The following is a 21,041-nucleotide window of genomic DNA, read 5'->3' as shown; positions in this document are numbered from 1 at the left end:
CCATTGAATGAACATGGTTATGCCACATTAAAGGGTGCAAAAAACAGCACCGCTAGATAAGCGATAAACCCACATAATAACAGAGCACCTGCCATATGACTGATGCGATGTTTACGCCCCAAGCAAAGAAGGGTAAATATCACACTGACACCGAGCATCACCCAATAGTCGCGCTGGAAAGCTTCTGGATTAATGTCGCCAGGGGAGAGCAGAGCAGGTACACCTAACACAATCACAATATTAAAAATGTTCGAACCAATGATATTGCCGACCGCCATATCATCTTCCCCTTTCAACGCGCCAGCGATAAAAGTAGCCAGTTCAGGTAAACTGGTGCCGATGGCAATAACAGTCAGCCCTATAACCAGTTCACTGACACCTGCGACCCGGGCAATGACCGTGGCATTATCGATAATCATTTTGGCCGAGAGCGGCAAGATAATGAAAGCTAACACTAACCACAAAAGAGCGACGGTATTGCTACTGTCTTGAGGCAATTCAGCCAACTGTTCGCGAGTCAGGATGTCATTGCCTTCCGCATGGGCCAGACGGGCAATTTTCAGCATCAGAATAATAAACGCCGCCGCTGCTACCAGCAAAATAATACCATCTCCACGGCTGAGATGGTTATCAGCCAGCAGGAAACCACATAGCACCGTCACTACCAGCATCAACGGTAATTCACGGCGTAAAATCTCTGATCGTACTGTTAATGGGCGTATAAGGGCGGCACCACCGACAATCAGCAGTAAATTGGTAATATTAGAGCCAAGCACATTCCCAACCGCCATATCGGTCTGATTATTCAGTGCTGCAGTCACCGAAACCATCAACTCAGGTAGCGATGTGCCGATACCGACGATGGTCATCCCAATAATAAGGGGGGGGATGCCGAAAGAACGGGATAACACAGCGGCGCCATAAACTAATCGATCAGCGCCATACACTAATAAGACCAAGCCGATGATTAATAGTGTTATCGCAAGAAACATGCAAAGTCCTTTATTAGGTATACCCGGCGTCCTTGAAGTTACAGGAGTGTTAGCTACGTTCTTTACTCGGCCCATCCATGGGCCTCACCTCGTTGAGGCCGCTGCAAGCAGCGTTCAAATCAGCTCCCGGCAGATTTGTCACCCGAATTACTTACTTAATGTAAGCTCATCGGGCTTCGCTCGCTTGCTGCCTACCTGCAACTCCAATTACTTTGGGTATATAATCCCGATCCGTTGGTAGAAGCTGACTGTTGGTAACCCATTTTCGGTTGAAAACAGCTAGCCCATGGGTAAAAACAACTAACAGCGTTTTACGCTCTTTTTTGAGTTAACCCTAATTTTGACTGTGAGTGCCAGAAAAGTAAAACTTATGGCAACTTTGGCTACGAAAAAGTGACAATAAGTTGCCAAAATACTTCCCATTGTGCTCGTTGCCGCCATTTGATGTAGCATTGGCGCTCGGATGAGTAATTAAAGGCCTAAAGGGACGAATGATAATGAAGCAATTGTCGTCGAATTTGATAGAGATCCGCGGGATGAGTTTTACCCGTGGTGAGCGTCCGATATTCGCCGATATCAACATGACGGTCCCCCGCGGCAAAGTGACTGCGATTATGGGGCCATCAGGAATTGGTAAAACCACATTGTTGCGCCTGATCGGTGGGCAACTTGTACCGGATGCAGGTGAAATCTGGTTTGATGGTGATAATATTCCGGCGCTTTCACGTCAGCGTTTGTATGATGTGCGTAAGAAAATGAGCATGCTGTTTCAATCTGGTGCGTTATTCACTGATTTGACCGTGTTTGAGAATGTGGCTTTCCCATTACGCGAACATAGCCGTTTGCCGGAGGAATTGCTGCACAGTACGGTGATGATGAAGTTGGAAGCCGTGGGGCTGCGTGGGGCGGCTAATCTGATGCCTGCCGAACTATCCGGCGGTATGGCGCGGCGTGCTGCACTGGCAAGGGCCATTGCCCTTGATCCTGAATTAATTATGTTTGATGAGCCATTTGTGGGTCAGGACCCTATAACTATGGGGGTGCTGGTAAAACTGATTGATGAGCTGAATCATGCATTAGGCGTGACTTGCGTGGTGGTCTCCCACGATGTGCCTGAAGTCCTTAGTATTGCTGATTATGCCTATATTGTTGCCGGAAGGCATGTTATTGCCGAAGGAACACCGGAACAGTTGCAAGCCAATAGCGATATGCAGGTGCGCCAGTTCCTTGATGGTATTGCCGACGGGCCGGTGCCTTTCCGTTTCCCGGCCGGTGATTATAAAACTGAGCTGTTATACCCAAAGTAATTGGATTTGCAGGTAGGCAGTAAGCGAGCGAAGCCCGATGAACTTACTCGGTTAAGTGGTTCGGGAGTTATCGTAGCTAACCCCCTGTAGCTTCAAATACGAAGGAGATAGGCTGATGGAGTATTCATGTTAGTACAGGCGTTAGCGTCTTTAGGGCGCCGGGGCATTAATGTCAGCGCATCCTTTGGTCGCGCGGGTTTAATGTTATTCAATGCCCTTGTCGGGCGGCCTGAACCGCGAAAACAATGGCCATTATTGGTTAAACAGCTCTATAGCGTCGGTGTGCAATCGCTACTGATTATCGTGGTTTCCGGTCTGTTTATCGGTATGGTTCTGGGGTTACAGGGCTTTTTGATCCTCACCACATACAGTGCTGAAGCCAGTCTTGGGATGATGGTGTCTTTATCACTGCTACGTGAGTTGGGGCCGGTGGTAACCGCACTGTTGTTCGCCGGTCGCGCTGGTTCTGCTCTAACCGCGGAGATTGGCTTGATGAAAGCCACTGAACAGATTTCCAGTTTGGAAATGATGGCAATCGACCCGCTGCGCCGAGTGGTGGCTCCCCGGTTCTGGGCAGGTCTTATCAGTATGCCATTATTAACCGCTATTTTTGTTGCCGTCGGTATCTGGGGTGGCTCTGTGGTGGGGGTTGACTGGAAAGGGATCGATGGCGGTTTCTTCTGGTCGGCGATGCAAAATGCTGTGGAGTGGCGTACCGATTTACTGAATTGCCTAATTAAGAGTCTGGTATTTGCTATTACTGTGACCTGGATTGCGCTGTTCAATGGTTATGATGCGATCCCAACATCTGAAGGGATTAGCCGGGCAACGACCCGTACCGTAGTGCATTCATCGCTGGCGGTATTGGGATTGGATTTTGTGCTGACAGCACTGATGTTTGGGAATTGAGTCGATGCAAACGAAGAAAAGTGAAGTCTGGGTAGGTTTGTTTATACTGATTGCTATTCTGGCGGTCGTATTTCTCTGCCTGAAGGTTGCGGATATCAAATCAGTAGGCAACCAGCCGACTTATCGAATTTATGCAACGTTTGACAATGTGGGTGGCCTGAAAACCAATTCGCCGGTCAAAATTGGCGGTGTTGTGGTGGGGCGGGTGGCTGACATCACGCTGGATACCAAAAACTACAGCCCACGTGTGGCGATAGATATTCAGCAACGTTATAACCATATCCCGGATACCAGCTCTTTGGCGGTACGCACTTCTGGCTTATTGGGTGAACAGTTCCTGGCACTAAATGTCGGTTTTGAAGACCCGGATATGGGCACCACTATTTTGAAAGATGGCGGTATAATTCAAGACACCAAATCTGCACTGGTGTTGGAAGATCTTATCGGCCAGTTCTTGTACAAGAGTGGCGGGGATGGTAATTCTGATGCGCCAGCAAGTGAGCCAGCAGCCCCAACGGCAGCGGCGCCCACACCGACAGATAACGGCAGCTTACCTGCAACTCAACATCCTTAAGAGGGTCTCTGAATGTTTAAACGTTTACTTATGGTTGCGTTGCTGGTGGTAGCACCACTGGCGAATGCTGTCGATCAAACTAATCCATACCGAATGATGGATGAAGCCGCGCAAAGAACATTCACGCGCTTAAAAACCGAACAACCTAAGATCAAACAGAACCCAGACTATTTGCGCACTATCGTACGTGAAGAACTGTTGCCATTTGTCCAGATCAAATACGCCGGTGCGTTAGTCTTGGGTAGCTATTATAAAGCGGCGACCCCTGCGCAGCGCGAAGCGTACTTCAATGCGTTCAGTCAATATCTGGAACAGGCTTACGGTCAGGCATTGGCGCTGTACCACGGCCAAACTTACGATGTTGCACCAGACCAACCACTGGGTGATGCCAATATTGTTGCTATTCGCGTGACTATTCTTGATCCAAATGGCCGACCACCTGTGCGTTTAGATTTCCAATGGCGTAAAAATAGCCAAACCGGTAACTGGCAGGCGTATGACATGATAGCCGAAGGGGTTAGCATGATTAGCACTAAGCAAAATGAGTGGGCTTCTATCCTGCGTCAGCAAGGGGTTGATGGCCTGACTAAGCAGTTGTTGATCGCCGCGAAACAGCCAATTACGTTAGATAAGCAATAATTATGGTAGATAAATTGAGCTGGCAGTCACAGCAAGAAACGCTGGTGCTGCGAGGTGAATTAGATCGTGAAACACTGCTACCACTTTGGCAGCAGCGTGAGGCGTTATTGGCGGGTAAGACTCATATTGATGTCAGCCAATTACAGCGTGTCGACTCATCCGGTCTGGCATTGCTGGTGCACTTTCGCGAACTGCATTCTCTTCATGAACCGGCAGGCAAACAAAGTGTCTCATTAACGATTACTGGTGTCAGTGATCGGTTGTCTACTCTGATTGAGCTGTACAACCTCCAGCACATCATTCCGGTAGAAATGGCTCGTTAGTTAAGTTCGCGGCTTTCTGTGTCGTCTATACCAAAAGCTATACCCAGGTAAGAAGGGTATAAAAGCCAAAGATATTCAAAGGCCCCTGTGCGTAACAACGAAACAGGGGCTTTTCTTTAGTTTCGGAGCTCGCCGTATTCCACTAATATGTTTGGCTGGCTATGCTTCACTTAAAAATAACGATCCTCTTAAAATAGAATGAATCTTATGGATACTAACGAAATTAAAGACGTGCTGATGCAAGCATTAGCATTACAAGAAGCGCATGTTACCGGTGATGGCAGCCACTTTCAGGTGATTGCTGTCGGTGAGTTATTTGCCGATATGAGCCGGGTGAAAAAACAGCAGGCTGTGTATGCGCCTTTGATGGAATATATCGCTGATAACCGTATTCATGCCTTATCAATTAAGGCCTATACGCCGCAAGAGTGGCAACGGGATCGCAAACTAAACGGCTTTTAATGCTGTTGGCCCGGGAGCTGTTTAACGAAGCGTCGACAGTTCTAAGGCGGGCAGTAAATTCGAATTGACAACAGAGAGTGGTCACAATGGATAAATTTCGTGTGCAGGGGCGGACTCGCCTAAGCGGTGAAGTCACTATTTCAGGAGCGAAAAACGCCGCATTGCCAATAATGTTTGCTGCGTTGCTGGCTGAAGAACCAGTAGAGTTGCAAAATGTCCCAAAGCTAAAAGACATTGATACCACCATTAAGCTGCTCAGCCAATTAGGCACAAAAATTGAGCGTAATGACTCTGGTTCAGTTTTTGTTGATGCCAGCGGCGTGGATGAGTTTTGCGCTCCTTATGATTTAGTCAAAACCATGCGTGCTTCTATTTGGGCATTGGGGCCACTGGTTGCCCGTTTTGGCAAAGGCCAGGTCTCTTTACCCGGCGGCTGCGCTATCGGTGCGCGTCCGGTTGATTTGCATATTTCCGGTTTGGAACAACTGGGTGCTGAAATCAAGCTGGAAGAGGGCTATGTTAAAGCATCCGTCGATGGCCGCCTGAAAGGCGCGCATATCGTCATGGATAAAGTCAGCGTTGGCGCAACTGTTACCATTATGAGTGCTGCCACATTAGCTGAAGGCACCACTGTGATTGAGAATGCGGCCCGTGAGCCGGAAATTGTCGATACGGCTAATTTCCTCAATACGCTGGGTGCGAAAATCAGTGGTGCAGGTACTGACAGAATTACCATCGAGGGCGTTGCTCGCTTGGGGGGTGGTGTTTATCGTGTGCTGCCTGATCGCATTGAAACCGGTACTTTCCTGGTTGCAGCGGCCATCTCTGGTGGTAAGGTTGTGTGCCGTCAAACTCGGCCTGATACGCTGGATGCGGTATTGGCTAAACTGCGTGAAGCGGGTGCTGATATTGAGATTGGCGACGACTGGATAAGCCTTGATATGCATGGGCAGCGTCCGAAAGCGGTTACGCTACGCACTGCGCCGCACCCTGGTTTCCCAACCGATATGCAGGCTCAATTCAGCTTATTGAATTTGGTGGCGGAAGGAACCGGTGTTATCACTGAGACCATTTTTGAGAACCGCTTCATGCATGTGCCTGAGCTTATTCGGATGGGCGCACATGCAGAAATCGAGAGCAATACCGTGATTTGTTATGGTGTTGAGCAACTATCAGGTGCCCAGGTGATGGCCACTGATTTGCGTGCTTCAGCCAGTTTGGTATTAGCGGGCTGTATTGCTGACGGGGTAACTATCGTTGATCGTATTTATCATATCGACCGTGGCTACGAGCGTATCGAAGATAAATTGCGTGCCTTGGGTGCCAAGATTGAGCGTATAAAAGGCGAATAAACCCGCTAAAACGCAAAAAAAACAGATGCCAGCCGATGATATCGCGCTGGCATTTTTTATGGCTAAACTCTTCGTCCATCACGATATAAGTGCAGTTGGCCGCTTTTTTACCCGAATTTCAAGATGACTATTACGGTTGTGGTGTTGTCTGATGACCTAGCACGGCATTTTGATCTAACTCGCTGATAGTGATTTGTGCCGTCATCTGTTGGCCGTTACGTAACAATAAGATAGGGATGGTGGTACCGGGGCGGATTTCTGCTACCTGATCCATTGTTTCGATAACGGATGTCGCAGGTTTATTATTAACACTAAGGATGATATCGCCAATTTGCAGACCTGCATCTACTGCGGGGCCATGAGCTGATATGTCATTGACCTTAATCCCATGCACCCGATCCGTACTATTGCCGCTGGCATTGAAGGGCGGATATTCCTCGCCGGTAACTCCGATATAGCCACGTATCACTCGACCATCACGGATAAGCTTCTCCATCACTTTGGTCGCAAGTGCTGTTGGAATCGCAAAACCAATCCCTTCCGGTGTTTCGCCGTTACTGCTCTTATCAAAGGACAGAGTGTTAATTCCCATCAGTTCGCCCAAGGTATTCACCAGCGCCCCGCCAGAATTCCCCTGATTGATTGAAGCATCGGTCTGAAGGAAGTTTTGTCGCCCGGAATCACTTAAACCAATACGCCCAGTGGCGCTGATAATCCCTTGGGTGACGGTTTGGCCAAGGTTATAAGGGTTGCCAATTGCCAGCACGACATCACCGATATGGGGGGCACGATTAATATTGATTGGAATTACTGGTAGGTTCACCGCATCAATTTTTAGTACCGCTAAATCAGTTAAGCCATCGGAACCCACGAGTAATGCCTCGGATACTCGGCCATTTTGTAGTGCCACAATTATCTGTTCAGCATTATTGATAACGTGCTTGTTGGTAAGGATATATCCCTTATCACTCATGATTACGCCAGAACCCAATGTACGAATAGCCAGTCCATCTTGTGTCGAGCTTAGGCTACGGTTATAGACATTAACCACCGCAGGGGCAGCTCTGCGTACCGCCTGGTTATAACTGGCTGGAACCTCTTCATCTATGCTATTGCTCTTGCCGGAAAAGATATGGCCCGGACTACGGAGCATAGGTATTGCGACCAGCAAGACACCGGCAATAATTAGCCCCAAAATAATAGAACGCAATAGCTTAAGAAACATGAGGTTTAAGGCGTAAATGGATGGATGACAGGAGGATAGCATGAGTTTGGCGGACACAGCATTGTGCTGTGTCCGATTTTTCTGCAAATTAGCGTATTAACAGGTAAATATTCTCTTCACCGCGCACAATATTCAGTGCAATTACCGCCGGTTTCGCATCAAGGGCTTTGCGCAACTGAGTAATATCCTGAACCCGGACACGGTTTACAGCAATAATCACATCATCTTTCTGCAAACCAGATTGCGCTGCAGGTGAGCCTTTGGTCACGCTCTCAACTTTGATGCCCTTACTGCCCCCTTTTATTTCCCCATTGCTCAGGGATGCACCCTGCAATGATGGCGATAAGGTTTCTGCGCTAGTTGACGTTGGGCTGCTGTTTTCCAGGGTTACGGTGACTTCAAGCGGTTTCCCATCGCGCAGCATGCCAACTTTAATGGCTTTACCTGGCCCGGTGGTGCCCACTTTGGCCCGCAACTCAGCAAAGCTACTGATGGGTTTCCCATCAACAGAAACCAACACATCACCGGCTTTGATGCCTGCTTTAGATGCGGCTGATTTTGGTAGCACTTCACTGACAAAAGCGCCACGCTGAGCATCAATATTAAAGGCTTTGGCCATGTCAGCGGTCATTTCGCTGCCACGAATGCCCAACAACCCGCGCTTCACTTCGCCAAACTCAATCAATTGTTGGCTGAGGTTTTGCGCCATGTTACTTGGAATAGCAAAGCCGATACCGATGTTGCCGCCACCTGGGGCCAGAATTGCGGTGTTAATCCCAATCAATTCACCATTGAGGTTAACTAGCGCGCCGCCAGAGTTACCACGGTTGATGGAGGCGTCGGTCTGGATAAAGTTTTCCAACCCTTCCAAATTCAAGCCACTACGACCCAAGGCGGAAATAATCCCCGATGTTGCTGTTTGCCCCAGACCAAATGGATTACCGACAGCAACGGCAAAATCACCCACTCGCAGGTTATCGGAATCAGCCATTTTAATCGCGGTCAGATTTTTGGCATCGGTTAACTGCAATAACGCGATATCGGTTTGTTCATCACGTCCTAGCAGCTTCGCATCATATTCACGACCATCATTGAGCTGAACGCGAATTTTATCCGCATTATTGATAACGTGGTTGTTTGTCAGCACATAGCCTTTTTCGGCATTAATGATAACACCCGACCCTAACCCCTCGAATGGACGGCTGCTTTCTTTACCGGCGGGTGCATTCGGGCCAAAGAAGAATTTGAATTCTTCCGGCAAACGTTGCTGTTGTGCCTGTGTTCCTGACACATGAACACTGACTACCGCGGGCAAAACTTTTTCCAACATCGGTGCCAGACTAGGAACTGCCTGCCCGGCCACGGCTGCCGGCAGTGCTGCTGCGTTCACCATTGGAACAGACGCGAGACCCAGGGCGACACTCATTGCCAGCGCACTAAGAAATAATGACTTTTTCTTCATTGATTTAAACTCTCTCAATACCTAACGGTGAATGAATAGGATGAATGGCTGTTACAGGCCCGTTGTAAATTAAGACTCTGGATTAGCTAAAAAATTCACTTATTTCAAAAGGCTACTGCTGTCCTAAATATAAGCATCCTAAGATATGGCTTGATATAAGGCTCGCTATGAAGCAATTCAAGGAGAGGTAAGTATAGAAGTGTAAATGTACTGACCACGGTAATGTGAGATGCACCCCACCGTAGTCAGTATGATAGCTAAACGCGTGCTTAATCGCGGGTCTGATGCTCCGGGCGTAATAACCCCGATGCGCCTTCAGAGTAATCCCGAGGTGGCATTTTTACCGGTGCCTGATCATTATCTGCTTCAGATTCAGTCAGACGATAGCGGAACGGGTTATCTTGCAGTGGCAAGTCCGGTAATAAGTTATTGGAGCTTTTCGCCATATGTTGGTAGAGCTGGCGATAGTCGCGAGCCATATTATCCAACAACTCAGCACTGCGGGCAAAATGCCCAACCAGTTCCTGACGGTACTCTTCCAAATCAGTTTTGCTTTTCTCCAGCTCATTTTGCAGCACTTGCTGCTGACGCAATTTGCGGTTGCCAAAGCGCATAGCCACCGCGCCAATCACGATACCAACAACCAACCCAATAAGCGCATACTCCCAGGTCATGATGACTCCTTTTTTGACTTCATTGTTCAGCAGGACTTTTTCACTTAATAATACCCACTATAACCGTTAACCTTGTCGGAGTGGAATCCTGATGCAACTTTGCTTATGGTTATCAGGCTTTCTTCGCAGTGGCAGTGTCGGTAAATGCGGCGATTGCCCGATAAATCAGCAACAAAGTCGCGCAAAAAGTAGATAACTATTTTATCAGGGATTGTTGATAAACATGCAACCAAGTACACCTACAGCACTTTACCAGCAGGCACTTGATGCCGGCGACTACCAACCTGATGAGGTACAACGGCGTGCTGTAGCACGGCTGGATAGGCTTTATCAGGAACTAAATCAACGCCAGAGTATAGCGCCGACCCGCGCGAGTCTGCGCGGGCGGCTGAACCGTTTGATTGGGCGAGCAGTACCCCGGCCCCCCATACGACCCGCCCAGGGGCTATATATGTGGGGCGGTGTTGGGCGGGGTAAAACCTGGCTGATGGATCTGTTTTTCCACAGCTTGCCGGGTGAGCGCAAGCTGCGACTGCATTTCCACCGTTTTATGCTACGGGTACATCAAGAACTGACTGAGCTGCAAGGTCATGAAAATCCGCTGGAGATTATTGCCGACGGTTTCAAAGCACAGACTGATGTGCTGTGCTTTGATGAGTTTTTTGTCTCGGATATTACTGATGCCATGTTACTGGCGACATTGCTGGAGGCACTCTTTGCCAGAGGTATCACGTTGGTTACCACCTCCAATATTCCACCGGATAATTTGTATCATAATGGTTTACAGCGTGCCCGCTTCTTGCCAGCCATTGAATTGATTAAACAGTATTGTGATGTGATGAATGTCGATGCGGGGATTGATTACCGCCTGCGGACCCTGACTCAGGCAAATCTTTATCTGACGCCCTTGAATCCACAAACTGAACAAGCGATGGACGATATTTTTGTCAAACTGGCCGGTAAAGAGGGGGACCAAGCGCCGATACTGGAAGTTAACCATCGGCCATTGCCTGCTATTTGCTCAGCACAGGGTGTTCTGGCGGTAGATTTCCATACACTGTGTGAAGAAGCCCGCAGCCAGTTGGATTACATTGCACTGTCCAAGCTCTATCACACGGTATTACTGCACAACGTCCACCGCATGGAGACGCGAGATGAGAATACGGCCAGGCGTTTTCTGGCACTCGTGGATGAGTTTTATGAACGGCGGGTAAAATTGATTATTGCGGCAGAAGTATCAATGTTCGATATTTATTGCGGTGAGCGCCTTAAATTCGAATATCAACGCTGTTTATCGCGGTTACAAGAGATGCAAAGTGAAGAGTATCTCTCTTTACCGCATCTGCCATAGGGATAATCTGCACGACCGTTATTCACTTTTGACCCGCTAAAATGCTATTCTGTGGTGGGCGATTTTCCTTCGCCCTAACTTAACATGTTTAATTTATACCTTTCTCGTCAAAAACAGTTCGATCTTTAACGTCGACTTCTCTATAATCTTGCGACCCCACGTTACAACAAAGTTTTTTTCCCAAAAACTTTGATAGTGCCGGCATTGGCTATTCGAAGGGGTAGGTTTGCTGGACTGATGGTCGTGTGAGCCTCAACTGTTTTTGAACGTTTGGGTGTTCACCAACGTGTAACTTATTAATTGGGTAAGCTTTTATAATGAAAACTTTCACAGCTAAACCAGAAACTGTAAAACGCGACTGGTATGTTGTTGACGCGAGCGGTAAGACCTTAGGTCGCCTCGCTACTGAACTGGCTAGTCGCTTACGCGGCAAGCACAAAGCGGAATACACCCCGCACGTTGATACTGGTGATTACATCATCGTTCTGAACGCAGAAAAAGTTGCCGTAACTGGTAACAAGCGTACAGACAAGATTTATTACCGTCACACCGGTCATATCGGTGGTATCAAACAAGCGACCTTTGAAGAGATGATTGCCCGCAGTCCTGAGCGTGTGATTGAAATCGCGGTTAAAGGCATGCTGCCGAAGGGTCCGCTGGGTCGTGCAATGTATCGTAAACTGAAAGTTTACGCGGGTACTGAGCACAATCATGCGGCGCAGCAACCGCAAGTTCTGGACATTTAATCGGGATTATGGCAATGGCTGAAAATCAATACTACGGCACTGGTCGCCGCAAAAGTTCTGCTGCACGCGTTTTTCTTAAGCCGGGTAGCGGTAATATCGTTATTAACCAACGTAGCATCGAAGAGTACTTCGGTCGTGAAACTGGCCGTATGGTTGTTATGCAACCGCTCGTACTGCTAGATATGGTTAGCAAGTTTGACATGTACATCACTGTTAAAGGTGGTGGTATTTCTGGTCAAGCTGGTGCTATCCGTCACGGTATTACCCGTGCACTGATGGAATATGACGAGTCTCTTCGTGGTGAACTGCGTAAAGCTGGCTTCGTAACGCGTGATGCGCGTGAAGTTGAGCGTAAGAAAGTGGGTCTGCGTAAAGCACGTCGTCGTCCACAGTTCTCCAAACGTTAATTTTTTGCCTCTACGGCATCAGATTAATGGTAAAAACCCGGTGTCTCACCGGGTTTTTTTATGCCTGAAAAACCACTTTCCATAGCATCACATATTATATTTTCGTTGCTAAACCGTTGTCTGATAAACAATTAATCACGAAATCGCAGCACCATCCCCACAAAACATGCAAAATCTGGTAAACTATCACCCACTTTTGTGCCTGTTCGGCGAACTGTTGGCGTCCGTGTATCTCCCTGGCTGAATAACTATCTCGACCAAGGCTTATTTACGGCAACAGCTGTCGAGATGACGAACCGGCGGTAAAACGACTCAGGATAGCAACCTAACCGTGGGCTATTCGCACTGTTTTCTAGATAATCTTGGAGGTTTTCATGGCTGTCGCTGCCAACAAACGTTCGGTAATGACGCTGTTTTCCGGCCCGACCGACATTTTTAGCCATCAAGTACGTATCGTACTGGCGGAGAAAGGTGTCAGTGTTGAGATTGAGCAGGTTGAAGCTGGTAATCTGCCGCAGGACCTGATTGACCTCAATCCCTACCAGACCGTTCCTACTTTGGTTGATCGCGAGTTAACATTGTATGAATCCCGCATCATCATGGAGTATTTGGATGAGCGTTTCCCTCATCCTCCATTGATGCCGGTATACCCTGTTGCACGTGGTAGCAGTCGTTTGATGATGAATCGCATCGAGAAAGACTGGTATTCCCTGATGCATAAGATCGAACAAGGTAATGCTCAGGAAGCTGAAGCAGCCCGCAAGCAGCTACGTGAAGCTCTGTTGTCTATCGCGCCGGTATTTAATGAAATGCCTTTCTTTATGAGCGAAGAATTCAGCCTGGTTGATTGCTATCTGGCTCCGCTGCTGTGGCGTTTACCTGTATTAGGTATCGAGTTAACCGGTGCTGGCTCTAAAGAGTTGAAGGGTTATATGACACGTGTGTTTGAGCGTGATGCGTTCCTGGCTTCCCTGACTGAAGCTGAACGTGAAATGCACCTGAAAACCCGAGGTTAATTGTTATGGAGATGTCGGATATGTCTCCGCGCCGTCCCTATCTGTTGCGCGCATTTTACGAGTGGTTGATTGATAATCAACTGACTCCGCATCTGGTTGTGGATGTCACCCGGCCGGGTGTTTCGGTGCCGATGGAATTTGCCCGCGATGGGCAGATTGTATTGAATGTAGCACCGCGTGCCGTGGGTAATTTGGAGCTGGGTAACGAGGGTGTAAGTTTCAATGCCCGTTTCGGTGGCGTTCCTCGTCAAGTTACCGTGCCGATGGCTGCGGTAATGGCTATCTATGCGCGTGAAAACGGCTCTGGCACTATGTTTGAGCCTGAAGAAGCTTACGATTCTGATGCTGATGGCAATTTTGAGGCTTTCACAGAGGAAGGTAGCGAGACGGCACCGGCTGAGAACCTGACATTAGTCACTGGTGATACTCAGGTATCACAGGACGATAGTCATTCACCGGATGATGAGCCACCAAAACCGCCACGTAGCGGTGGTCGCCCAGCATTACGGGTTGTTAAGTAACGAACAACACTGTTCTTTTGCACCAAGCGTTACCATACCCAATAAGGGCGGCATTAGCCGCCCTTATTATTTCTGCCAAATAACCAATAATTAAGACAGCTTTTTCAACTCAGCCAGACAGCTATCACGTTGACTCATCATATCGCTATTTCTGATAGTCGATAAGGTATGAGATGCGCGCTGTTGGAAGCTGGCTTTGGCAGCACTGTCTTTGACATCTGCCGGTGCGGTACAAATATCTGATACCGTTAGTGTTTTACTGTCGCTCACCGCTTTTAGTACTGCGGCCGGGTTATAAATCAGTGCAGAAGAGAGTGCCGATTTCACCCCAGCAGTGAAATTCGCATTACCGGCATCGGCCAGTTTAGGGGCCATGGCAATCCAGTTGTCATCACCCAGCTTAATATTATTTTCTACCGCAGGCAGTTGCCCCGCTTTTGCCAGCTCGGCTACCACAGCGCGCGCGCCACGCGCCTCAATATTATAACCAACTTCTTGATAATTCAAAGACATAGCCAATGCGCTGCTGCTGATCGCCAGCAAGCCGCCAGCAATAAAAAGTAAGTGAGATTTCATAACAGATAATCCTTTATTTAAAACAAGGCGTAACAATAAGGCTGGCCATGGGGTCAGGCCAAAAAGCATAGATACAGAAAGTATAAGTACGGAAAGCATAAACCTATCGGAGCTCGGCCTTTACTATAGCGCTTCAGCTATAAATTGCTGCAAATAAGGTGGTTGAGATTGTTACAAAATCTTGAGTTGAAGTGGATGTGCGTGGAAAAAAACAGTAAAAAGGGCTGGATAACCAGCCCTCTAGTGTTAAGTCTATGGCAGGATACTTTTACTGTCAGACTTCCAGATAATTCATGATGCCATCTGCGGCTTTGCGGCCTTCGGCGATGGCTGTCACCACCAGATCAGAGCCACGGACGATATCGCCACCGGCAAAGATTTTCGGGTTACTGGTCTGAAACGCATTATCAGTGCTCTCAGGGGCCACTACGCGGCCCTGCTTATCCAATGCCACGTCATGCGCCGCCAACCACTCCATGCTGTGTGGACGGAAGCCAAATGCCATTATCACTGCATCTGCTGGTAGCACATGTTCAGACCCTGGGATCTGCTCAGCCACGCTGCGGCCTTGTGCATCAGGTGCGCCCAGTTGGGTACGAACCATCTTCACACCACAGACGTTGCCGTTGCTGTTAACTTCGATGCTTAATGGTTGCAAGTTGAATTTAAACTCAACTCCTTCCTCACGGGCGTTTTTCACTTCCCGCTTGGAACCTGGCATGTTGACCTCATCACGACGATAGGCGCACACCACATCTGTTGCCCCTTGGCGAATCGATGAACGCACACAGTCCATTGCGGTATCACCGCCGCCCAGCACTACGACACGCTTACCTTCCATATTGATATATGGCTCGTGGACGGTCGCATCAAAGCCCATCAACTGCTTGGTATTGGCAATCAGGTATGGCAGCGCATCATAGACACCCGAGGCATCTTCATTTGCCAGACCACCGCGCATCGATTGGTATGTCCCGACACCGAGGAACACCGCGTCATACTCCTTCAGCAGCGCATCCATGGTGATATCTTTACCGATTTCAGTATTGAGTTGGAATTCGATACCCATCTCGGAGAAGATTTTACGGCGCTTAATCATCACTTCTTTTTCCAGCTTAAAGGCTGGAATACCGAAGGTCAGCAAGCCGCCAATCTCTGGATGGCGGTCAAATACCACGGCTTGTACGCCGTTGCGTGCTAATACGTCGGCACAGGCCAGCCCGGCAGGGCCAGCACCGATCACCGCGACACGTTTACCGGTCGGGTGAACATGCGACATATCAGGCTTCCAGCCCATCTCAATGGCTTTATCGCTGATGTAGCGCTCGATGTTGCCGATAGTCACCGCACCGAATTCATCGTTCAGGGTACAAGACCCTTCGCACAGACGGTCCTGTGGGCATACACGGCCACACACTTCCGGTAAGCTGTTGGTCTGGTGGGCCAGATCCGCCGCTTCCATGATGCGCCCTTCGTTGGCCAGTTTCAGCCAATTAGGAATGTAGTTATGAACCGGGCACTTCCATTCGCAATAAGGGTTACCACAAGACAGGCAGCGGTCTGCCTGAGCTTTGGCCTGGGTTTCCGAAAACGGCTCGTAAATCTCAACAAATTCAATTTTACGGATCTTCAGCGGCTTTTTCGGCGGATCTACGCGCTGTAGGTCGATAAACTGATAAACATTCTGACTCATTTCAACCCCTTACTGCGCTTGAACCCGCAGCTCGGCTGCGGAACGGCTACGGTGGCCCAACAGTGCTTTCACGTCGCTGGATTTCGGTTTAACCAAAGCAAATTTGGTCACCCACTCTGGCCAGTTAGCCAGAATTTCTTCGCCACGGCTGGAACCGGTCAACTGAACATGCTCAGTGATCAGCCCACGCAGATGCTCTTCATGGATTGCCAATTGATCGACATCCAGGACTTCCACCAGCTCAGGGTTAACACGTTTACGGAATTCACCATCTTCATCAAGAACATAAGCAAAACCGCCGGTCATACCAGCACCGAAGTTAATCCCAGTGCGACCCAGTACGCAGACAATACCACCAGTCATGTATTCACAACCGTTATCACCGATACCTTCAACAACGGTGATAGCCCCAGAGTTACGCACGGCGAAACGCTCACCTGCACGGCCTGCGGCGAATAATTTGCCGCCAGTCGCGCCATACAGACAGGTGTTGCCGACAATGCTGGCCTCATGGCTGCGGAAGTTGGAGCCGACAGGAGGGCGCACTGCAATACGGCCACCGGCCATCCCTTTACCGACATAGTCGTTGGCATCACCGGTCAGGGTTAACTCAACACCACCGGCATTCCAGACACCAAAGCTTTGACCGGCAGTACCGGAGAAATAAGCTTTGATTGGGTCGGTTGCCAGACCTTGATCACCATGTTTAGTGGCAATCGCGCCCGACAGCGCGGCACCTACGGAACGGTCAGTATTACGGATATCGAAGTAGAACGTCTTACTGTGTTTCGCTTCAATGTGCGGTTCAGCTTGCGACAGTAACTCTTTGTTCAATATGCCTTTATCGAACGGAGGGTTACTTTCGGTACAATACAGTGCCTTACCCGGATGTGGCGTAGCGGTTTTCAGCATCGGCGACAGATCCAGTTTATTCTGTTTGGCTGAGATGCCATCCAGTTCCAGCAGCATGTCAGTACGACCAATTAAATCAACCAGTTGGCTTACACCCAACTCAGCCATGATTTCACGAGTTTCCCGTGCGATAAACTGGAAGTAATTAACCACCCGTTCAGGCAAGCCGTGATAATGGTCACGACGCAGTTTTTCATCCTGAGTTGCTACACCGGTGGCGCAGTTATTCAGGTGGCAAATACGTAAGTATTTACAACCGAGTGCCACCATAGGCCCGGTACCGAAGCCGAAGCTTTCTGCACCCAGAATCGCGGCTTTAACAATATCGACGCCGGTTTTCAAGCCACCATCCACTTGTAGACGGATTTTATGGCGCAGGCCGTTAGCAACCAGCGCTTGTTGCGTTTCAACTAATCCTAGCTCCCACGGGCAACCGGCATATTTCACTGAAGAGAGCGGGCTGGCACCGGTACCACCGTCGTACCCAGCAATGGTAATCAGGTCGGCATAAGCTTTCGCTACGCCGGTAGCAATGGTACCCACGCCCGGCTCAGATACCAGTTTCACCGAAATCAACGCTTTCGGATTGACCTGTTTCAAGTCGAAAATGAGCTGTGCCAGGTCTTCGATTGAGTAAATATCATGGTGCGGTGGTGGGGAGATCAATGTCACTCCCGGTACGGAATAGCGCAGTTTGGCGATATAAGGTGTGACTTTATCACCGGGTAACTGGCCGCCTTCACCTGGTTTTGCACCTTGTGCTACTTTGATCTGGATAACATCGGCGTTTACCAGATACGCCGGTGTCACACCGAAACGACCAGAGGCCACCTGCTTGATACGAGAAACTTTATTCGTACCGTAACGGGCCGGATCTTCGCCACCTTCACCGGAGTTAGAGAAGCCACCCAGACTGTTCATGGCGATAGCCAATGATTCATGGGCCTCCGGGCTAAGTGCGCCGATAGACATTGCCGCCGTATCAAAGCGAGTAAACAGTGATTCAGCCGGTTCCACTTGATCCACCGGGATCGGGGTGCCTTGCGGTTTAATGGCTAACAGATCACGCAGTGTGGCAATCGGGCGCTCATTAACCAGCTTGGCATAAACCTGATAATCGCTGTATTCACCACTGTGAACCGCTTTTTGTAAGGTGCTGACCACATCCGGGTTATACGCATGGTATTCGCCGTTGTGAACAAACTTCAATAAACCGCCCTGATCCAACGGCTTGCGTTTCAGCCAGGCACGTTTAGACAGATTTTGCAGATCTTGTTGGAAATCACTGAAGCTGGCTCCACCGATACGACTGACCACGCCCTGGAAACAGAGATTAGACAAATCACGATGCAGGCCAACCGCTTCAAACAGCTTGGCACAGCGGTAAGAGGCCACAGTTGAAATGCCCATTTTGGACATGATTTTGTATAGGCCCTTGTTGATCCCATTACGATAGTTAAGCATCACATCGCGATACTTCTTATCAATCGCTTGGCTATCAACCAATTTAGCCAATGATTCATAAGCTAAATAAGGGTAAATCGCAGTCGCACCAAAACCGAGCAGCACGGCGAAGTGATGCGGGTCGCGGGCACTGGCAGTTTCAACAATAATGTTGGCGTCGCAGCGTAGATTTTTCTCAACCAGGCGGGTCTGGATAGCGCCGACAGCCATTGGTGCGGGTACCGGCAGGCGGTTAGGGGCGATGGCACGATCAGACAGTACCAGCATTACGGCACCGTCACGGACTTTGCGCTCCGCTTCTTCACATAATCTCAGAACCGCTTGTTCCAGGTCAGTTTCGGCAGGATCAAAGGTCAAATCCACACGATCAGCACGATAATGCTCCCCTTCCAACGTGGTTAACTGTTGGAAATCAGAGAACAACAGGATCGGCGATTTAAAGCTCAGTCGGTGCGCCTGACCTTCTGCTTCGCAGAACACGTTCATTTCACGACCGATACTGGTCGCCAGTGACATAACGTGTGCTTCACGCAGCGGATCGATGGGCGGGTTGGTGACCTGCGCAAATTGCTGGCGGAAGTAATCGTAAATAATACGTGGGCCGCTGGATAGCACCGCAAATGGGGTGTCATCACCCATTGAGCCGGTGGCTTCCTGACCAATTTCACCCAGCACACGGATGACTTGGTCCAGCTCTTCACTGCTGTAACCAAATTGCTTCTGGTAGGTTTCCAGTGTCGAATCATCTAACTGACGGCTGCCCACCTGATCTTCTGGCAGATCTTCGAACGGCACCAGACGCTTAACGTTCTTCTCCATCCACTCTTTATACGGGTGGCGGCTTTTCAGATCGTTATCCGTTTCGGCTGAATGGAGGATCTTACCGCTGCGGGTATCGATCACCATCAGTTCACCGGGGCCGACGCGACCTTTTTCAATCACTTCATCGGGCTGATAATCCCAGATGCCCACTTCAGAAGCACAGGTGATCAGCTTATCTTTGGTGATAACGTAGCGCGCAGGGCGCAAGCCATTACGATCAAGGTTACAAGCGGCATAACGGCCATCTGACATCACAATCCCGGCCGGGCCATCCCACGGCTCCATATGCATGGAGTTGAAGTCAAAGAAGGCGCGCAGGTCGGTATCCATATCTGGGTTGTTCTGCCAGGCCGGTGGCACTAGCAGACGCATGGCACGAATCAAGTCCATACCGCCACTGAGGAACAGTTCCAACATGTTATCCAGTGAACTGGAGTCAGAGCCGGTCTCATTGACGAAAGGAGCCGCATCCTGCAAATCCGGGATTAATGGCGTTTTGAATTTATAAGCACGTGCGCGCGCCCATTGGCGGTTACCGGCGATGGTATTGATTTCGCCGTTGTGGGCCAGATAACGGAACGGCTGAGCCAGTGGCCAGCGTGGCACGGTATTGGTTGAGAAGCGCTGGTGGAACAGGCAGATTGCCGACTCCATGCGCAAATCAGCCAAATCAAGATAGAAGCGCGGCAGATCCGCAGGCATACATAAGCCTTTATAGATCGTCACCAGATTAGAGAAACTACATACGTAGAAATCTTTATCTTCTGAAATACGCTTTTCGATACGGCGACGCGCCACAAACAGGCGGCGTTCCATATCACGTGGACGCCAGCCAGCAGGGGCGTTCACAAAAATTTGTTCAATCCGAGGCAGGGAGGAGAGGGCAATTTCACCGAGAACATCCGGGTTGGTCGGCACTTCACGCCAGCCGATAATCGACAGCGTTTCGTTTTGCAATTCTTCTTCTACAATGCGGCGGCTTGCCTTGGCGAGTTCTTCGTCCTGACTGAGAAACATCATGCCTACGGCATAGTTTTTGGCCAAACGCCATCCGCGTTCTTCAGCGACCATCCGGAAAAAACGATCCGGTTTTTGTAACAACAAGCCACAACCGTCGCCGGTCTTGCCATCAGCAAGTATCGCGCCACGGTGTTGCATGCGGGCCAGTGCGTGTATAGCGGTACGCACTACCTTATGGCTAGGTTCGCCTTCTATGTGGGCGATTAGGCCGAAACCACAGTTGTCCCTCTCAAGGGATTTATCGTACAACATATCAGTGAACCTCCCCAGGCTCTGCGAGACTCTCACAAACCGACTCCAGAAGGACATGGTTACATCAGGCGGGGTGGGCTGAGAGCCGCGTATTTCGCGACAAATCTGCTTTTCCGCCCTCCGCCAATGGCCTCTTGTGACGGTTCTCACAAGTGGTATAAGACTTGTTTTAAGAGGGAGTCTTAAATTACTGCATAATTATGACTAGACGTTTGCCCGTCTAGAAAGCTTCCAGCGGACCTCCAACTTAGCGAGAAAGAATACTCAGGTCAAATATAGGCTTAAGATATATCTTTAAGGTAATAAATGGGGTTATCACAATGAAAAATATATATTTATTGG

Annotated in this window: 19 protein-coding genes; 12 read left to right on the top strand and 7 right to left on the bottom strand. The window is 49.3% G+C overall.

Annotated elements, in window-relative coordinates:
* Positions 1-17: 17 nt before the first annotated feature.
* Entirely contained in the window at positions 18-992 is a 975-nt protein-coding gene (locus tag V2A85_RS09080) for a calcium/sodium antiporter (RefSeq protein WP_372560434.1), read from the bottom strand.
* Positions 993-1,489: 497 nt separating this feature from the next.
* On the opposite strand from V2A85_RS09080, the gene mlaF reads away from it, so the two are divergent.
* From mlaF to murA, 7 genes are all read left to right on the top strand, one after another.
* A complete protein-coding gene (gene mlaF / locus V2A85_RS09075; RefSeq protein ID WP_372560435.1) occupies positions 1,490-2,299 on the top strand; it encodes a phospholipid ABC transporter ATP-binding protein MlaF in 810 nt (269 codons plus the stop codon).
* Positions 2,300-2,425: 126 nt separating this feature from the next.
* Positions 2,426-3,208 (top strand): lipid asymmetry maintenance ABC transporter permease subunit MlaE, encoded by a 783-nt coding sequence (mlaE, locus tag V2A85_RS09070; RefSeq protein ID WP_083162274.1) that lies wholly within the window; start codon positions 2,426-2,428, stop codon positions 3,206-3,208.
* 4 nt (positions 3,209-3,212) lie between these two features.
* On the top strand, positions 3,213-3,782 hold the full coding sequence (gene mlaD, locus V2A85_RS09065) for an outer membrane lipid asymmetry maintenance protein MlaD (RefSeq protein ID WP_372560436.1): 570 nt from the start codon (positions 3,213-3,215) through the stop codon (positions 3,780-3,782).
* A gap of 12 nt (positions 3,783-3,794) precedes the next feature.
* Positions 3,795-4,421 (top strand): phospholipid-binding protein MlaC, encoded by a 627-nt coding sequence (gene mlaC, locus V2A85_RS09060; protein WP_372560437.1) that lies wholly within the window; start codon positions 3,795-3,797, stop codon positions 4,419-4,421.
* A gap of 2 nt (positions 4,422-4,423) precedes the next feature.
* On the top strand, positions 4,424-4,744 hold the full coding sequence (gene mlaB / locus V2A85_RS09055; RefSeq protein ID WP_083162280.1) for a lipid asymmetry maintenance protein MlaB: 321 nt from the start codon (positions 4,424-4,426) through the stop codon (positions 4,742-4,744).
* 207 nt (positions 4,745-4,951) lie between these two features.
* A complete protein-coding gene (gene ibaG, locus V2A85_RS09050; RefSeq protein ID WP_004710915.1) occupies positions 4,952-5,206 on the top strand; it encodes a BolA family iron metabolism protein IbaG in 255 nt (84 codons plus the stop codon).
* Between the two features lie 86 nt (positions 5,207-5,292).
* Positions 5,293-6,558, top strand: coding sequence for a UDP-N-acetylglucosamine 1-carboxyvinyltransferase (gene murA, locus V2A85_RS09045; RefSeq protein ID WP_372560438.1), 1,266 nt, complete (start codon positions 5,293-5,295; stop codon positions 6,556-6,558).
* Positions 6,559-6,688: 130 nt separating this feature from the next.
* On the opposite strand, the gene degS is transcribed toward murA, so the two are convergent.
* From degS to zapG, 3 genes are all read right to left on the bottom strand, one after another.
* Positions 6,689-7,783 (bottom strand): outer membrane-stress sensor serine endopeptidase DegS, encoded by a 1,095-nt coding sequence (gene degS, locus V2A85_RS09040; protein ID WP_372560439.1) that lies wholly within the window; start codon positions 7,781-7,783, stop codon positions 6,689-6,691.
* A gap of 88 nt (positions 7,784-7,871) precedes the next feature.
* Positions 7,872-9,245, bottom strand: coding sequence for a serine endoprotease DegQ (degQ, locus tag V2A85_RS09035; RefSeq protein ID WP_372560440.1), 1,374 nt, complete (start codon positions 9,243-9,245; stop codon positions 7,872-7,874).
* A 269-nt stretch (positions 9,246-9,514) separates the two neighbouring features.
* Entirely contained in the window at positions 9,515-9,919 is a 405-nt protein-coding gene (gene zapG, locus V2A85_RS09030) for a Z-ring associated protein ZapG (RefSeq protein ID WP_004714934.1), read from the bottom strand.
* A 223-nt stretch (positions 9,920-10,142) separates the two neighbouring features.
* On the opposite strand from zapG, the gene zapE reads away from it, so the two are divergent.
* The 5 genes from zapE to sspB all read left to right on the top strand — a co-directional run bounded on the left by zapE (position 10,143) and on the right by sspB (position 13,960).
* The gene (gene zapE / locus V2A85_RS09025; protein ID WP_420071283.1) at positions 10,143-11,270 is read left to right on the top strand and encodes a cell division protein ZapE; all 1,128 of its coding nucleotides are present in this window, start codon (positions 10,143-10,145) and stop codon (positions 11,268-11,270) included.
* A gap of 317 nt (positions 11,271-11,587) precedes the next feature.
* Complete coding sequence (gene rplM, locus V2A85_RS09020) at positions 11,588-12,016, top strand: 50S ribosomal protein L13 (RefSeq protein WP_005188409.1); 429 nt, start codon at positions 11,588-11,590, stop codon at positions 12,014-12,016.
* A gap of 14 nt (positions 12,017-12,030) precedes the next feature.
* A complete protein-coding gene (gene rpsI, locus V2A85_RS09015; RefSeq protein WP_019080041.1) occupies positions 12,031-12,423 on the top strand; it encodes a 30S ribosomal protein S9 in 393 nt (130 codons plus the stop codon).
* A 374-nt stretch (positions 12,424-12,797) separates the two neighbouring features.
* Positions 12,798-13,439 (top strand): stringent starvation protein SspA, encoded by a 642-nt coding sequence (sspA, locus tag V2A85_RS09010; protein ID WP_083162288.1) that lies wholly within the window; start codon positions 12,798-12,800, stop codon positions 13,437-13,439.
* A gap of 5 nt (positions 13,440-13,444) precedes the next feature.
* Complete coding sequence (gene sspB, locus V2A85_RS09005) at positions 13,445-13,960, top strand: ClpXP protease specificity-enhancing factor (RefSeq protein WP_083162290.1); 516 nt, start codon at positions 13,445-13,447, stop codon at positions 13,958-13,960.
* A 90-nt stretch (positions 13,961-14,050) separates the two neighbouring features.
* Here the strand turns inward: sspB and V2A85_RS09000 are convergent, their stop codons facing one another.
* From V2A85_RS09000 to gltB, 3 genes are all read right to left on the bottom strand, one after another.
* Positions 14,051-14,536 carry a hypothetical protein gene (locus tag V2A85_RS09000; protein ID WP_420071282.1) on the bottom strand — a complete coding sequence of 162 codons (486 nt, stop codon included), beginning with the start codon at positions 14,534-14,536 and terminating at the stop codon, positions 14,051-14,053.
* 274 nt (positions 14,537-14,810) lie between these two features.
* Complete coding sequence (locus tag V2A85_RS08995) at positions 14,811-16,229, bottom strand: glutamate synthase small subunit (RefSeq protein WP_420071281.1); 1,419 nt, start codon at positions 16,227-16,229, stop codon at positions 14,811-14,813.
* Between the two features lie 9 nt (positions 16,230-16,238).
* Positions 16,239-20,699: a glutamate synthase large subunit gene (gene gltB, locus V2A85_RS08990; protein WP_083162296.1), complete on the bottom strand. Its 4,461-nt coding sequence runs from the start codon at positions 20,697-20,699 to the stop codon at positions 16,239-16,241.
* Between the last annotated feature and the right edge of the window lie 342 nt (positions 20,700-21,041).

Origin of the sequence: Yersinia sp. 1252 StPb PI (assembly GCF_048593885.1) — a bacterium.
Taxonomy (GTDB): domain Bacteria; phylum Pseudomonadota; class Gammaproteobacteria; order Enterobacterales; family Enterobacteriaceae; genus Yersinia; species Yersinia enterocolitica_E.
The sequence above is the reverse complement of the archived record's forward strand: the minus strand, read 5'-3'. Positions and strand labels throughout refer to the sequence as shown.

Excerpts from the sequence above, each read along its gene's own strand:
- ibaG (WP_004710915.1), top strand. The coding sequence starts at position 4,952 with ATGGATACTAACGAAATTAAAGACGTGCTGATGCAAGCATTAGCATTA.
- degQ (WP_372560440.1), bottom strand. The coding sequence starts at position 9,245 with ATGAAGAAAAAGTCATTATTTCTTAGTGCGCTGGCAATGAGTGTCGCC.
- mlaE (WP_083162274.1), top strand. The coding sequence starts at position 2,426 with ATGTTAGTACAGGCGTTAGCGTCTTTAGGGCGCCGGGGCATTAATGTC.
- mlaD (WP_372560436.1), top strand. The coding sequence starts at position 3,213 with ATGCAAACGAAGAAAAGTGAAGTCTGGGTAGGTTTGTTTATACTGATT.
- degS (WP_372560439.1), bottom strand. The coding sequence starts at position 7,783 with ATGTTTCTTAAGCTATTGCGTTCTATTATTTTGGGGCTAATTATTGCC.
- rpsI (WP_019080041.1), top strand. The coding sequence starts at position 12,031 with ATGGCTGAAAATCAATACTACGGCACTGGTCGCCGCAAAAGTTCTGCT.
- gltB (WP_083162296.1), bottom strand. The coding sequence starts at position 20,699 with ATGTTGTACGATAAATCCCTTGAGAGGGACAACTGTGGTTTCGGCCTA.
- sspB (WP_083162290.1), top strand. The coding sequence starts at position 13,445 with ATGGAGATGTCGGATATGTCTCCGCGCCGTCCCTATCTGTTGCGCGCA.
- mlaB (WP_083162280.1), top strand. The coding sequence starts at position 4,424 with ATGGTAGATAAATTGAGCTGGCAGTCACAGCAAGAAACGCTGGTGCTG.
- V2A85_RS08995 (WP_420071281.1), bottom strand. The coding sequence starts at position 16,229 with ATGAGTCAGAATGTTTATCAGTTTATCGACCTACAGCGCGTAGATCCG.
- mlaF (WP_372560435.1), top strand. The coding sequence starts at position 1,490 with ATGAAGCAATTGTCGTCGAATTTGATAGAGATCCGCGGGATGAGTTTT.
- sspA (WP_083162288.1), top strand. The coding sequence starts at position 12,798 with ATGGCTGTCGCTGCCAACAAACGTTCGGTAATGACGCTGTTTTCCGGC.
- zapE (WP_420071283.1), top strand. The coding sequence starts at position 10,143 with ATGCAACCAAGTACACCTACAGCACTTTACCAGCAGGCACTTGATGCC.
- zapG (WP_004714934.1), bottom strand. The coding sequence starts at position 9,919 with ATGACCTGGGAGTATGCGCTTATTGGGTTGGTTGTTGGTATCGTGATT.
- mlaC (WP_372560437.1), top strand. The coding sequence starts at position 3,795 with ATGTTTAAACGTTTACTTATGGTTGCGTTGCTGGTGGTAGCACCACTG.
- murA (WP_372560438.1), top strand. The coding sequence starts at position 5,293 with ATGGATAAATTTCGTGTGCAGGGGCGGACTCGCCTAAGCGGTGAAGTC.
- V2A85_RS09000 (WP_420071282.1), bottom strand. The coding sequence starts at position 14,536 with ATGAAATCTCACTTACTTTTTATTGCTGGCGGCTTGCTGGCGATCAGC.
- V2A85_RS09080 (WP_372560434.1), bottom strand. The coding sequence starts at position 992 with ATGTTTCTTGCGATAACACTATTAATCATCGGCTTGGTCTTATTAGTG.
- rplM (WP_005188409.1), top strand. The coding sequence starts at position 11,588 with ATGAAAACTTTCACAGCTAAACCAGAAACTGTAAAACGCGACTGGTAT.